The organism is Micromonospora sp. NPDC048935, from assembly GCF_043197875.1.
In the GTDB taxonomy this organism is placed as follows: domain Bacteria; phylum Actinomycetota; class Actinomycetes; order Mycobacteriales; family Micromonosporaceae; genus Micromonospora.
The window spans coordinates 1-12,875 of record NZ_JBICTZ010000023.1; the positions used below are offsets into that span (position 1 = coordinate 1).

The 12,875-nt window shown below is 71.7% G+C and carries 14 protein-coding genes; 5 read left to right on the forward strand and 9 right to left on the reverse strand.

The genetic code is table 11. The features are described 5' to 3' along the window. Positions 1-654: 654 nt before the first annotated feature. Positions 655-1,947, reverse strand: a complete 1,293-nt coding sequence (tyrS, locus tag ACGFIW_RS33570) for a tyrosine--tRNA ligase (protein WP_393324556.1) — start codon at positions 1,945-1,947, stop codon at positions 655-657. A 107-nt stretch (positions 1,948-2,054) separates the two neighbouring features. Between tyrS and ACGFIW_RS33575 the strand changes: the two genes are divergently transcribed. Beyond that, positions 2,055-2,438 (forward strand): PaaI family thioesterase, encoded by a 384-nt coding sequence (locus tag ACGFIW_RS33575; protein WP_393324559.1) that lies wholly within the window; start codon positions 2,055-2,057, stop codon positions 2,436-2,438. Positions 2,439-2,457: 19 nt separating this feature from the next. Here the strand turns inward: ACGFIW_RS33575 and ACGFIW_RS33580 are convergent, their stop codons facing one another. The 3 genes from ACGFIW_RS33580 to ACGFIW_RS33590 all read right to left on the reverse strand — a co-directional run bounded on the left by ACGFIW_RS33580 (position 2,458) and on the right by ACGFIW_RS33590 (position 5,146). Beyond that, complete coding sequence (locus tag ACGFIW_RS33580; protein WP_393324525.1) at positions 2,458-3,789, reverse strand: hemolysin family protein; 1,332 nt, start codon at positions 3,787-3,789, stop codon at positions 2,458-2,460. A gap of 205 nt (positions 3,790-3,994) precedes the next feature. Next, positions 3,995-4,636 carry a hypothetical protein gene (locus ACGFIW_RS33585; RefSeq protein WP_393324528.1) on the reverse strand — a complete coding sequence of 214 codons (642 nt, stop codon included), beginning with the start codon at positions 4,634-4,636 and terminating at the stop codon, positions 3,995-3,997. 9 nt (positions 4,637-4,645) lie between these two features. Further along, positions 4,646-5,146 (reverse strand): GNAT family N-acetyltransferase, encoded by a 501-nt coding sequence (locus ACGFIW_RS33590; protein WP_393324530.1) that lies wholly within the window; start codon positions 5,144-5,146, stop codon positions 4,646-4,648. A gap of 157 nt (positions 5,147-5,303) precedes the next feature. Between ACGFIW_RS33590 and ACGFIW_RS33595 the strand changes: the two genes are divergently transcribed. Both ACGFIW_RS33595 and ACGFIW_RS33600 read left to right on the forward strand, forming a co-directional pair. Continuing rightward, entirely contained in the window at positions 5,304-6,419 is a 1,116-nt protein-coding gene (locus ACGFIW_RS33595) for a MerR family transcriptional regulator (protein ID WP_393324533.1), read from the forward strand. Positions 6,420-6,613: 194 nt separating this feature from the next. Continuing rightward, positions 6,614-7,492, forward strand: coding sequence for a universal stress protein (locus ACGFIW_RS33600; protein WP_393324536.1), 879 nt, complete (start codon positions 6,614-6,616; stop codon positions 7,490-7,492). On the opposite strand, the gene ACGFIW_RS33605 is transcribed toward ACGFIW_RS33600, so the two are convergent. The 5 genes from ACGFIW_RS33605 to ACGFIW_RS33625 all read right to left on the reverse strand — a co-directional run bounded on the left by ACGFIW_RS33605 (position 7,485) and on the right by ACGFIW_RS33625 (position 11,508). After that, positions 7,485-8,120, reverse strand: a complete 636-nt coding sequence (locus ACGFIW_RS33605) for an FMN reductase (RefSeq protein ID WP_393324539.1) — start codon at positions 8,118-8,120, stop codon at positions 7,485-7,487. The genes ACGFIW_RS33600 and ACGFIW_RS33605 overlap by 8 nt on opposite strands. Next, entirely contained in the window at positions 8,117-9,259 is a 1,143-nt protein-coding gene (locus ACGFIW_RS33610; protein WP_357522090.1) for an LLM class flavin-dependent oxidoreductase, read from the reverse strand. Before ACGFIW_RS33610 ends, ACGFIW_RS33605 begins: the two co-directional genes overlap by 4 nt. Before the next feature lie 159 nt (positions 9,260-9,418). After that, positions 9,419-9,694, reverse strand: a complete 276-nt coding sequence (locus ACGFIW_RS33615; protein ID WP_357069418.1) for a ubiquitin-like small modifier protein 1 — start codon at positions 9,692-9,694, stop codon at positions 9,419-9,421. Between the two features lie 2 nt (positions 9,695-9,696). Next, positions 9,697-10,782, reverse strand: coding sequence for an exo-alpha-sialidase (locus tag ACGFIW_RS33620; RefSeq protein ID WP_393324544.1), 1,086 nt, complete (start codon positions 10,780-10,782; stop codon positions 9,697-9,699). 84 nt (positions 10,783-10,866) lie between these two features. Continuing rightward, entirely contained in the window at positions 10,867-11,508 is a 642-nt protein-coding gene (locus ACGFIW_RS33625; protein ID WP_393324547.1) for a DNA-3-methyladenine glycosylase, read from the reverse strand. Positions 11,509-11,608: 100 nt separating this feature from the next. On the opposite strand from ACGFIW_RS33625, the gene ACGFIW_RS33630 reads away from it, so the two are divergent. Together ACGFIW_RS33630 and ACGFIW_RS33635 are read left to right on the forward strand one after the other, a co-directional pair. After that, positions 11,609-12,034: a DNA-binding protein gene (locus ACGFIW_RS33630; RefSeq protein WP_393324550.1), complete on the forward strand. Its 426-nt coding sequence runs from the start codon at positions 11,609-11,611 to the stop codon at positions 12,032-12,034. A gap of 378 nt (positions 12,035-12,412) precedes the next feature. After that, complete coding sequence (locus ACGFIW_RS33635) at positions 12,413-12,766, forward strand: MmcQ/YjbR family DNA-binding protein (RefSeq protein ID WP_393324553.1); 354 nt, start codon at positions 12,413-12,415, stop codon at positions 12,764-12,766. Positions 12,767-12,875: the final 109 nt, after the last annotated feature.

Here is a 12,875-nt window from a genome sequence, read left to right on the forward strand (position 1 = left end):
CAACAAAAAATTAGTTGAACAGCTATCCCGACAACAAACAAATGTTGCCAAAGGAATCCCAACCAACCAGACACAAAGCCTGGCCAGTCCGGGGTGTAAATCATAATTGGCACTGGCTTTACAAGCACCCTGTTGAGTTCTCAAAGAACAACCACACACCGACTCAAAGCCCCACCTCAATGGAACCCCAACCCGGGGCTTTTCCGTTCTGCGCTCCCGGCGCTTTCAGCGCCAGGCACTTTTACTACGTTACCCGCTCGTTTCCGCCGTGTCAAACCGGTGTTTCGCGGTTCGTCATGCTTCATCCGGTAATGCGGGCACCATGTCTCGACCGGCTTGCGCCGCCCTCGTCACGGATTTCGGCAGGCCGGCCGTCGCGATTTCCCGCGACCCGCCCGGTGCCCTGCCGGTTGGTAACCATACCCGGTCGGTTTCGCCGCACCAAATCCGCCTCGCGGCGTTTCTGGTGGCACCGCCCGGTCCGGGATCCGGTGGGCATGCCCGCCCGACCCCGAGGCCATTGGCCTGCGCTCCGGCCGTTTCAGGCTTTCGCCTGTTTCGTCCGTTCCGCGCTGACAGAGAGAAAGTTACGCGTCCGGCGGGATGATCGTCAAATCGGCCGGACGCGTCCCCCGTCACATCGTCGACGCCGAGCTATTCGCCCAGCTCAACGCCCGCGAACGAGCGCTTGCCGCGACGCAGCACCAGGTATCGCCCGTGCAGCAGGTCGGTCGCCGACACCCCGGCGTCCACCTCGGTCACCCGGTTGTTGTTGACGTAGGCGCCGCCCTCGGCGATCACCCGACGCGCCTCCTTGAGGCCACTGACGAGCCCGGAATCCCGCAACAGCCCCGCCACATCCGGCAACTCGCCGGTGAGACGCACCAGGCCGGCCTCGGTCAACGCCGCGCGCAGTGTCTCCGGGGCCAACTCCTCCAGCGACCCGCGGCCGAAGAGGGCCTGACTGGCGGCGATCGCCTGTCGGGTCTCCTCGGCGCCGTGCACCAGGGTGGTCAGCTCCTCGGCGAGCGCCCGTTGCGCCAGGCGGGCAGCCGGCCGCTCGGCCGTCGCCTTCGCCAGCTCCTCCAACTCGTCGCGGGTACGGAAGCTGAAGTAGCGCAGGTAGCGGTCGACCTCCTGGTCCTCGACGTTGAGCCAGAACTGGTAGAACGCGTACGGGCTGGTCATCGCGGGGTCGAGCCAGACGGCACCGCCCTCGCTCTTGCCGAACTTCGTGCCGTCGGACTTGGTGACCAGCGGCGTGGTGAACGCCTGCACCGGCCCCGCGCCACGTCGACGGACGTAGTCGACGCCGGCGGTGATGTTGCCCCACTGGTCGGAGCCACCGAACTGGAGCTGACAGCCGTGCCGGCGGTGCAGCTCGAAGAAGTCGTTGCCCTGGAGCAGTTGGTAGCTGAACTCGGTGAAGCTGATGCCGGTCTCCAGCCGGGCCCGCACCACCTCCCGCGCGAGCATCTTGTTGACCGGGAAGTGCTTGCCCACGTCGCGCAGGAACTCGACGATCGACATCTCGCCGGTCCAGTCCAGGTTGTTGACCAGCTGCGCCGCGTTGTCCCCCGTGTACGACACGAAGGGCGCGAGCTGGTCGCGGATGCGCTCGACCCAGCCGGCGATCACCTCGGGCGGGTTGAGCGTGCGTTCGGCGCTCTCCTTCGGGTCACCGATCTGCCCGGTCGCCCCACCCACCAGCAGCAGCGGGCGATGGCCGGCGAGTTGCAGCCGGCGGGCCATGAGGACCTGCATGAGGTTGCCGACGTGCAGGCTCGGGGCGGTGGGGTCGAAGCCCACGTAATAGGTGGCGGCGCTCCCACCGTCGAGCAGCTCACGCAGCTCGTCGAGGCCTGTCGAGTCCTGGATGAGGCCACGCCAGAGCAGGTCGTCGGTCAGGGAGTCCCGCCCGGACGGCGGGGGGCTGCTGTCGGTCACGGTCACCGATTCTCCCCCATCGCCGGCACCGACCCGTACCGGGTTTGCCGCAACGCCCCCCGGTTAGGCTTGCCCCCCGTTGATCGAGGAGGGGTTTCACCGTGGAGATGCCGGATCCGACGGGTGGTTTCGTCGCCCTGCTCGGCCTGAAGTTCGAGGAGGCGACCGCCGACCGGGTGGTCATCAGCTGGCAGGTCCGACCGGAGCTGCACCAGCCGTTCGGCATCCAGCACGGCGGGGTGTACTGCTCGGTGGTGGAGACCGCCGCCAGCGTCGGCGGCTCCCTCTGGCTGGCCGACCGGGGCACGGTGGTCGGGGTGTCGAACCAGACCGATTTCCTGCGGGCCGTGCGGGAGGGCGAGTTGACCGCGGTCGGCACGCCGGTGCACCGGGGCCGCAGCCAGCAGCTCTGGCAGGTGGAGATCACCGATGCCGACGAGCGGCTGGTCGCGCGTGGTCAGGTCCGACTGCAGAACCTCTCGCGCGACTGAGCGGCGGCACCCGGGCCGTTCAGCTCCGGGCCTCGTCCAGCACCGGCTCCGCGGTCGGCTCGGCGTCCGGGTCGGTGTCATCGGGTACGCGGCTGACGCGTACCTCGGTGATCGCCCGGTGGTCGATGCCGGCGACCACCAGGACCCAGCCGTCCAGGGTGACGTCCTCCCCCGCCACGGTGGGGATGTGCCCGAGTCGGGCCAGCACCAACCCGGCGACTGTGGTGTAGTCGCCGTCCGGGCGTGAGGGCAGCTCGACGCCGATGTCCGGAAGGTCGTGCACCGGGAAGGTGCCGGGCAGCAGCAGCGCGCCGTCGGGGTCGCGGCGCACCGAGCGGACGTCCCGGTCGGTCTCGTCGTAGATCTCACCGACGATCTCCTCCAGGATGTCCTCCAGGGTCACGATGCCGTCGACGGCGCCGCGCTCGTCCACGACGAGCGCGATGTGCTGGCGTTCGGCCTTGAACTGGCGCAGCGCGTCCACCACCGGCAGCGAGTCGGGCAGCAGCATCGGGGGGCGGGCGATCTCGTCGACCGGGCGGTCGTCGGGCACCCCCACCAGGTCGCGCAGGTGGATCACCCCGGCGGTGTCGTCCAGGCCGCCGTGGCGCACGACCGGCGCCCGGGAGTGCCCGGTGGCGGCCAGCACGAGCCGCGCGGCCTCCGCGGTGGTCCCGCTGTCGAGCGTGAAGACCTGCAACCGGGGTACGAGGACGGCCCGCAACCGCCGGTCGGCGATCTCCACCGCCCCGGCGATGATGGTGCGCTGTTCCTTGGTGAAGCCGTGGTTGCCGGCGACGATGTCGCGCAGCTCGTCCGGGCCGATCTCCTCCGGCTGGTGTTTCGGGTTGAGGCCGACCAGTCGGACGACCACGTCGCTGGTGGCGCCGAGCGCCCAGACGGCCGGGCGGGTGAACGTGGCGAGCAGGTCGAGTGGGCGGGCCACCAGCAGCGCCCACCGCTCGGCGGACTGCATGGCGATCCGCTTGGGGGCCAGCTCGCCGAAGACCAGGGTGACGAAGGTCAGCGCGAGGGTGACCACCACGATGGCCACCGTCTCGGCGGCGTTCCCGAACACCCCGAGCAGCGGCACGAGGGGCTTGGCCAGCGACACCGCCGCGGCGGCGGAGGCCAGGAAGCCGGCGAGGGTGATGCCGATCTGGATGGTGGCCAGGAAGCGGTTCGGGTCCTTGGCGAGGCGGGCCAGCACCCGGCCGGCCCTGCTGGTGCGCTCCAACCGCTGGATCTGGCTGTCCCGCAGTGACACCAACGCCATCTCGCTGCCGGCGAAGAGCGCGTTGATCACGACCAGGATCCCGACCAGGGCCAGTTGGCTCCCGTAGCTCTGCACGCCCGGTTCGCTCCCTCTGCGGTGGTGGCACCGGCCAGTACGCGCGGCGCCCGCCGGTCGGCGAGCCCGCCCGGCGTAGGCGTGTGATTGCCCCGTCCGGTGCCCGCCGAATCCTGCCCGGCCGACGCTACGCCGGCTCGGGCGAAGGCGACGCTACGCCGGCTCGGGCGTCGGTGACGTAGCGCCGGATCGGGCGTCGGTGACGCTACGCCGGATCGGCGGCCGGGGTCGCCGGCAGATCCAGGACGTACGAGTCGCCCTCCGGGCGGAAGCCGAGCCGGTGGTAGTACGGGGCGACCATCCGGGGTGGGCTGACCACCCGGCGGAAGCCCCGTTCGGTGAACAGGTGGCTGCGTCGGTAGACGAACTCGCCCGGGGTGAAGTCACGGAACCTGGGGGTCACGTAGTCCAGGTCGATCTGGGCGACGCCGCTCGCCTCGGCGTGCGACAGCACCACACCCACCACCTCGTCGGCGGTGACCACGAGGAAGGCGGATCGCCCGGAGGCGTCCGGGTCCCACCGGAAGCCGGGGTTGAACCGGGCGATGTCGGCGGCGTGCACCCGCAGCGTGTGCGCGAGGAACTCATCGCCGACGCCGACCTCCACCACCTGGTAGGTCTGCTCGTCGTGCCGGGTGGCGAGCATCCCCCGCAGGTACCAGATGTTGATCGCCGCGAGCACGACGTTGAGCCCGACCATGGGCCAGACCTCGATGGCGGCGTTGTAGCCGATCAGCACGACGCTGCCGACGAGGTTGAGCGCGCGCAGCCGCAGGACGCGCGACTGCAGCAGCGACCAGACCAACACCGCGGAGCCGGCCCAGCCGACGAGATCCAACCAGTTCACCCCGCGAGACTAGTGCCCGCCCAGGTCAGGGGCATCGGCGGGCAGCTCCAGCAGCCACTCCTCGACGTCCTCGCCGCGACCGTTGGCGTACCCCGAGTCCTCACCGACCACCACGAACCCGCACTTGCGCAGCACCGCGAGGGACGCGGCGTTGTCCTTGGCGGCGCGGGCGTGCACCGGCCGGGGCACCTCGCGCAGCAGGGCGGCCAGGGCCGCGGTGGCGTGCCCCCGGCCCCAGCGTTGCGGGTCGATCCAGTAGCTGACCTCGGTCTGGCCCTCGACGGGGAAGGCGCTCACGTAGCCGACCACCTCGCCGTCGACCTCGACGGTGCGGACCCGGTTGGCCGGGTTGGTGAGCACCCGGGCCCAGTGCTGGGCGAACTCCCGACGGTCGGACGGGTCCCTGGGGCCGAAGGCGGCCATCCGGTTGGCCTCCGGATCCTGCTGGTGCAGGAAGAACTCGACGAGGTCGTCCTCCAGGACCGGGCGCAGCCGCAGGTCAGCAGTCATCGGCCGAGGGTACGCGGCGGGTGGGACAGCACCGAGCCGGGCTGGCCGACCGGGCGGCGCGGTTGCCCACGGCCGCCACCGCGACGCGAGCGGAAATCGATCATGCCGCACTGAAGCGCTTGCTCCTCACGCGGCGTCAGGTCACATAGTTGGCGGCGTGGAGGAGCACCTGACCGTGGGGCGTGTGGCGGAGTTGGCCGGCGTCAGTGTCCGCACACTGCATCACTATGACGAGGTCGGCCTCCTGGAGCCGTCCACGCGGACCGCGGCTGGGCACCGGGCCTACTCCGCGGACGACGTGAAGCGACTCCGGGAGGTGCTCGCCTACCGGCGGCTCGGCTTTGGATTGCGGGAGATCGCGGATCTGGTTGACGATCCCGCCACCGACGCGGTCGCGCACCTGTGTCGGCTGCGCGGCCTGCTGATGGACCAGCGCGACCGCGCTGCTGCCATGGTGACGGCCATAGACAGGGAACTGGAGGCACGAGCGATGGGGATCAGGACGACGCCAGAGGAGCAACTGGAGGTGTTCGGCCCGCAGTTGTACGACGCCATCGGATCCGCCTACCCAGCGACGCGGCGCACCGAGCCACGGATCGCCGCGCGCATCTGGGATGCGCTGGGGGACGCACGGACGGTACTGAACGTCGGGGCCGGCACCGGCTCCTACGAACCCCCCGACCGTGACGTCACGGCGGTGGAACCGTCGGCGGTCATGCGGGCGCTGCGTCCCCCTGGTGCGGCGCCGTGCGTGGCCGCCGCTGCGGAGAGTCTGCCGTTCGAGGACCAGTCCTTCGACGCCGCGATGGCGGTCAGCACCGTCCATCACTGGCCGGACCCCGTCGCCGGACTGCGTGAGATGAAGCGTGTGGCCCGTCGCGTGGTGGTGTTCACGTACGACGCCGACGACACCGGCTGGCGTCAGCGGTTTTGGCTCACCCGCGACTATCTGCCCGAGTTCGCAGACCTCCTCGTCGGCTGGCCGTCCCTGGCCGACCTGACCCGCGCGATCGGAGGACGCGCGGAACCGGTGCTCGTTCCGTGGGACTGCGACGACGGCTTCTTCGAGGCACACTGGCGCCGGCCTGAGGCGTACCTGGACGAACATGTCCGCCGCGCGGTTTCGGTATGGACCAGAGTCGGACCGCAGGCTGAGCAACGGGCGGTCAGCACACTTCGCGAAGACCTCTCCTCGGGCCGGTGGGCCGAGCGCAACCGCGATCTCGTCGCCCTCGACACGGCAGAGCTCGGCCTCCGCCTGCTCGTTGCCTGATCCGGTGTGCGCGAGAACCCCGCTGAGGGCAACGGGTCGCTTCGGCGCTGGCACGTCACCAGATTCCGTACGCGACAGTTACCCGTTTCAGCGAACCGCCCATCCAGCGCGTGCCAACCAGCGCGTAATCGCAACTGATCGAACAGGCGGCGATTGCAGCAAGATGACTCTGAGGCAACGGACCGACCCGGGGAGTGCCGATGAACCGACAGGTCGTGGTGGGCGTGGACGGTTCACCGTCCAGTCTCGTCGCCGCGGAGCACGCGGCCCGCGCCGCACTGCTGCGGTCCCGGCCGCTCCTGCTGCTGCACGGCTACCTGCACCCGCTCGGCTACGGCGTGTCGCTCAATCCGTACGACATCGGGGTGCCGGCGCCCCCCGAGGAGGCGCAGCGGATGTTGGAGACCACGGCGGCCGACCTGACCGACCGGTGGCCCGGCCTGGTCGTCGACGTGCGCCAGGTTGCCGGCGGCCCCGGGATCACGCTTGTCGAGGAGTCCCGCCAGGCCGAGTTGGTCGTGGTGGGCAGTCGAGGGCTGGGCGGGTTCGCCGGGCTGCTGCTCGGCTCGGTCGGCACGCAGGTCGCCGCGCACGCGCACTGCCCGGTGCTGGTGGTCCGCCCGGACGAGGAGCCGATCCCGGTGGACGCCCCGGTGCTGGTCGGGGTCGACGGCTCCGAGTCGGCCCGGCTGGCCACGGAGTACGGCGCGGACGAGGCGGCGCGACGGGACGTGCCGCTGGTGCTGGTGCACGTCGACCCGCCGGCGGCGGACCGGGCGGCGCTGGAGGAGATTGGGGAGTCGCAGGCCGCGTACCGGGCCGAGGCGGTACGGCTGCTGGCCGACGCGTCCGCCGGCGTGCGCGCCGGGCACCCCGACCTGGTGGTGCGGGAGCATCCGGTGCGGGCGGCCGGCGCGGCCCAGGGGCTCATCGAGGCCAGCGGCACGGGGTCACTGCTGGTCGTGGGCACCCGGGGCCGGGCCGGGTTCGCGGGTCTGCTGCTCGGCTCGGTCAGCCAGGCGGCGATCCAGCACGCGCGTTGCCCGGTGCTGGTCGCCCACCCGGTCAGCTGACCGGCGTGCCGTCGCCTCGGTCGAGCAGGTGCAGGAAGTCGGTGGTGAGGGCGAACGGGTCGGCGGGGCCGCTGGCCGGCGGCCGGCGCTCCACCTGGTCGGCCAGCTCACCGGCCGCGCGTCGGATCCGGCCGCGCAACGCGCCGTCGGCCGTGCCGTCCGACCAGTCCTCCGGGGCGGCGAAGAGCGCGGTCGGGACGACCACCGCCCGGAGGTACGCGAACATCGGGCGGACGGCGTGCTCCAGTGCCAACGAGTGCCGCGCGGTGCCGCCGGTGGCCCCGATCAGCACCGGCCGGTCGACGAGCGACGCGGAATCCAACACGTCGAAGAACGACTTGAACAGCCCGTTGTACGAGGCACTGAAGATCGGGGTGACGGCGATGAGCCCGTCCGCTCCGGTCACCGTGTCGACGACCTCGCGCAGCGCCGCAGGCGGGAACCCGGTGAGCATGTTGTTCACCACGTCGTGGGCGTACTCCCGCAGGTCGACGACGTGCAGCTCCACCTCGGAACCGCGCCGGACCAACTCGTCGCGGGTGGCCGCGGCGAGCTGGTCGGCGAGCAGCCGGGTCGACGAGGGCTGACTCAGCCCCGCCGAGACCACGGCCAGGGAGCGGCGGGTCATCGGGTCGCCCCCTCCGGAGCCTTGCCCGTCACGTCGTCGACGGCGTGCACGGTGCTGTCCTTGCCGCCGCCCGCGGCGGCGACCAGGGAGGCATGGGTCGGCGCGGCCGGCACGTGCGCGGGCCGCAGCGACTCGAACTCCTTGCGCAGCACCGGCACGACCTCCTCGCCGAGCAGGTCCAGCTGCTCCAGCACGGTCTTCAGCGGCAGACCCGCGTGGTCCATCAGGAACAACTGCCGCTGGTAGTCGCCGACGTACTCGCGGAAGCCCAGCGTGCGGTCGATGACCTGCTGTGGGCTGCCCACGGTGAGCGGCGTCTCCCGGGTGAACTCCTCCAGCGACGGCCCGTGCCCGTAGACCGGGGCGTTGTCGAAGTACGGCCGGAACTCCCGGACCGCGTCCTGCGAGTTGCGCCGCATGAACACCTGCCCGCCGAGGCCGACGATGGCCTGGTCGGCGGTGCCGTGGCCGTAGTGCGCGTACCGCTGGCGGTAGAGCCCGACCATCCGCTGGGTGTGCTCCTTGGGCCAGAAGATGTGGTTGGCGAAGAAGCCGTCGCCGTAGTAGGCGGCCTGCTCGGCGATCTCCGGGCTGCGGATCGAGCCGTGCCAGACGAACGGCGGCACCCCGTCGAGCGGGCGCGGCGTCGAGGTGAACGACTGCAACGGGGTGCGGTGCTTGCCCTTCCAGTCGACCACGTCCTCGCGCCACAGCCGGTGCAGCAGGTCGTAGTTCTCGATCGCGAGGGGGATGCCGGCGCGGATGTCCTTGCCGAACCACGGGTAGACCGGGCCGGTGTTGCCGCGGCCCATCATCAGGTCCACCCGGCCGTCGGACAGGTGCTGGAGCATCGCGTAGTCCTCGGCGATCTTCACCGGGTCGTTCGTGGTGATCAGCGTGGTCGCGGTGGACAGCAGCAGCCGCTCGGTGCGGGCCGCGATGTGGCCGAGCATGGTGGTCGGTGACGACGGCACGAACGGCGGGTTGTGGTGCTCACCGGTGGCGAAGACGTCCAGGCCGACCTCCTCGGCCTTCAACGCGATCGCGACCATCGCCTTGATCCGCTCATGCTCGGTCGGCTCCCGACCGGTGGTCGGATCGACGGTGACGTCGCCGACGGTGAAGATCCCGAACTGCATGACCAGCTCCTCGCGTGTCAACCGGGTGCCGCCGTGGTACCCGGACGCAGCTCTCAACTTATTTGACGACGCAACTATTCCGTCGGCGGCACGGCTCGGGGTGGCACGGGTCACGCCCGATAACGGACATGGGTGCCATTGACGGGCCCTGCCGCCGGCTCAGCCGCCGGCCACCGAGGGGAGCACCCGCACCTCGGCGCCCTCGTCGACAGGTGTGGCCAGCCCGCCGGAATGGCGGCAGTCCGCACCATCGACGTAGACGTTGACGTAGCGGCGCAACTCGCCGCGTTCGTCGCGGATGCGCCGGGCCAGTCGCGGATGCGCGACGGCCACCTCGTCGAGGACCGCCCGCAGCGTCCCGGCGGCGGTGACGCTGAGCCGACTGGCACCGCCGGCCTCGCCGCGCAGCGGGCCGGGCAACAGCACGGTGACCACGCTCAGACCGCCGCGGCCCGAACGCAGAGCACGTCCGGCAGGTGTGCCGCGACCAGGGACCAGGAGTCGCCCTCGTCGCGGCTGGCGAAGACCGAGCCGGAGCGGGTGCCGAAGTAGACACCGGCGGGGGTCAAGTCGTCGGTGCACATCGCGTCGCGCAACACCGCCGGATAGAACGGCCCCTCGGGCAGCCCCACCGACACCGGCTCCCACTTGCCACCGGCGTCGACGGAGCGGAACACCCGGCAGCGGTGGTCGGTCGGGAACCGCTCGCCGTCGGCCACCAGCGGGAAGGTCCACACCGTGCCGCCCCGCCCCGGGTGGGTCACCATCGGGAAGCCGAAGTCGCTGGGCAGCCCGTCGGCGATCGAGGACCAGGTGCGGCCGTCGTCGTCGGAACGGTAGACGCCGTGGTGGTTCTGCGCGTACAGCCGCTCGGGGTTGGCGCCGTCCCGGGCGACCTTGTGCACGCACTGGCCGAACTCCGGCCACTCGTCGGGCATGTGGGTGGCGCGGATGCCGGTGTTGCCCGGCGTCCAGCTCGCGCCGGCGTCCTCCGAACGGTAGACGCCGCCGGTGGACATGGCGACGAGCAGCCGGGCCGGGTCACGCGGGTGCGGCAGCACGGTGTGCACGGCCTGGCCGCCGAAGCCGGCCTCCCACCGCGGGCGGTGCGGGTGGTCCCAGAGGGAGCGGACCAGCTCGAAGCTGCGGCCACCGTCGGTGGACGTGAACAGCGCGGACGGCTCGGTGCCGGCCCAGACGACGTCCGGCTGGTCGGGGCCGGCCGGCATCAACTGCCAGACCCGCTCAAGGGAGACCTCGGTGTCGGCCGGGAACGCGACAGGCGCCTGGTCGGGCTCGTCCCAGGAGGCGCCGAGGTCGTCGCTTGTGGCGACGCTGGGCCCGAAGTGTGAGCTGGTCATCCCGGCGAGCAGCCGGGGGGTGGCAGGGCGGGTGTCGACCGCGACCGCGTAGACGCCGGTCATCGGGAAGTGCGGGCCGGTGATCTCCCAACTTCGCCGGTCGTCGGCGCTGGTGGCAAGAAACAAACCCTTGGCCGTGCCGATCGCGAGCAGTGTCGCCATCACGTCCTCCGAACCGTCGGTGAGCAGGTCAGGGTGATTATGGCCACACCCCCCGACACGTTCGCGGGACGCTCGCCCGGAGGATCAGCGCCGGGTGCGGGGCACGTGTCGGCGGTACGCGCTCACCGTCGGGTCGCCGTCGAGCCAGAACCGCCACGGCAGGTCATGCGCGCCGGTCACGCCGACCCGCGGTCCGGCGACTACCGTCTCCGGCGGCACCGGCCGCGTCGGCGGGCGCAATCGGACCGGCCCATCACCGAGCAGGTACGCCCCGTACGCCTCGCGGTCGATGCCGAGCGTGGCGCAGAGTCGGGCCGGCCCACGGGCCAGGTCCACGTCCCGGCGCACGGCCGGGCGGCGGTCCCGCGCCGCGGCCAGGCCGTCGACGACCTCCCCGGCCCGCAACAGGACGGCGGAGGCCGCCCCCTCGACGCCGGTGACCACGTTCATGCACCAGTGCATCCCGTATGTGAAGTAGACGTACGCGTGCCCGGCCGGCCCGAACATCACCGCGTTGCGCGGGGTGGGGCCCCGGTGGGCGTGCGAGGCGGGATCGCCGCCACTTCCCGCGTACGCCTCGACCTCGGTGATCCGGACGGTCACGTCGCCCGCGTGCAGCTCGCAGCCCAGGAGCCCACGCGCGGCCGGCAGGAGCGGGCCGGCCAGCAGGTCCGCCAGCGCGGCCGGGTCGGTGTCGGTGGTGCGGTCACCGGAGGGCAGGGCCATGTCCCCGACGGTACCCATCTCGTCGCCCCGGCACCCGTCGGGCACCGCGGTATTTGAACATTGTGTTGACAATGCTGCGTTGAGAGTGTGTGCTCGGGCCATGACGACGAACGACCCGTTCACCGCGCCACACCCGGCCCACGCCCGCGCCCACCGCACCCACGAGGCGCTCCAGCGCATCAGCGATCGGCACGCCGGCACCGGCACCCAGCGGGGGCGCTGGGCCCACCCGTACGTGCTGGACCCGTGGGAGGCGGTCGCCCTGGTCACCGCGCTGGCCGCCGGTGGGGCCGAGCGGGAGCCGGCCGAGGAGCCGATCGACGCCGCCGACCTCACCGCCGCGCTGACCCTGCTGCCGCACGTGCGCGCCGAGTTGGACGCCCTGGAGGCCGGGCTGTTGACGCTGGCCCGCGACCGGGGGCTGACCTGGCAGGCCATCGCGTACGGGCTGGGGCTGGGCAGCGCGCAGGCAGCCCGGCAGCGCTACGAGCGGGTCGCCGCCCGCTCGGCCGAACAGAGCGCCTGACGGCCGCGCTGGATCGCGCTCGATCCAGGATGTCAACGCCGTTGCGTTAGGCGGAATGACTGTTCGTCAACGGGCACTGCCTCGTCGATCATGGAGTTGTGCCGGACGGCAAAGCGCCCGGAGAACACCACACCAGGCACCCCAGGCCATGATCGCCGCGCCTGCATCGCGCTCTTGCACTTTCTGCCCCGACATCAGGGGACATCACAGCACAAATAGGCGACAGAAAGTGCAAGATCGGCGCCACGGCGGGGCGGGCACGGCGGGGCGGACTCAGATCGGGGCGGGGCCAGAGCCGGGCGGGCCGACCGGGATCGGCACGGCGCGCGTGCGACGGCGATTCGGCGGGCACACTGTGCGCACGACGAGGAGGCACCCATGGAGCGCGCGGAGATGCTGGCGTACTGCCTGGCCAAGCCGGGAACGTGGCTGGACCGGCCGTGGGAGGGTGACGAGGTGGTGAAGGTCGGCAGCCGGATCTTCGCGTTCCTCGGCAGCGACGAGGGCAAGCCGACCGTCGGCATCAAGTGCGGGCCGACCCGCGAGGTGGCCGACGAGTGGCTGCACCGGCACCCCGACGACGCCCGGGTGATGGCCTACATCGGTCGGTCCGGGTGGAACACGCTGCGCCTCGACGGCGGCATCGACGACGAGGAGCTGACCGAGGCGGTCGACGCGTCGTACGACATGGTGGTGGCCAAGCTCCCGAAGCGGGAGCGCCCGACGGCCTGAACCGGCCGTGGGGGGGGGGGGGGGCGGCGCCGGCGCCCCCCCCCCCCCCCCCGGCCGCCCCCCCCCCCCGGGCCCCCCCCCCCCGGCGGGGCCGCGGGCGCCGGCGGGG

What these genes read in the sequence shown, in the direction of transcription:
- ACGFIW_RS33630 (WP_393324550.1), top strand. Translation starts at nt 11,609, where the DNA reads ATGACGACGAACGACCCGTTCACCGCGCCACACCCGGCCCACGCCCGC.
- ACGFIW_RS33605 (WP_393324539.1), bottom strand. Translation starts at nt 8,120, where the DNA reads ATGACCCGCCGCTCCCTGGCCGTGGTCTCGGCGGGGCTGAGTCAGCCC.
- ACGFIW_RS33635 (WP_393324553.1), top strand. Translation starts at nt 12,413, where the DNA reads ATGGAGCGCGCGGAGATGCTGGCGTACTGCCTGGCCAAGCCGGGAACG.
- ACGFIW_RS33620 (WP_393324544.1), bottom strand. Translation starts at nt 10,782, where the DNA reads ATGGCGACACTGCTCGCGATCGGCACGGCCAAGGGTTTGTTTCTTGCC.
- ACGFIW_RS33590 (WP_393324530.1), bottom strand. Translation starts at nt 5,146, where the DNA reads ATGACTGCTGACCTGCGGCTGCGCCCGGTCCTGGAGGACGACCTCGTC.
- ACGFIW_RS33575 (WP_393324559.1), top strand. Translation starts at nt 2,055, where the DNA reads ATGCCGGATCCGACGGGTGGTTTCGTCGCCCTGCTCGGCCTGAAGTTC.
- ACGFIW_RS33610 (WP_357522090.1), bottom strand. Translation starts at nt 9,259, where the DNA reads ATGCAGTTCGGGATCTTCACCGTCGGCGACGTCACCGTCGATCCGACC.
- ACGFIW_RS33625 (WP_393324547.1), bottom strand. Translation starts at nt 11,508, where the DNA reads ATGGCCCTGCCCTCCGGTGACCGCACCACCGACACCGACCCGGCCGCG.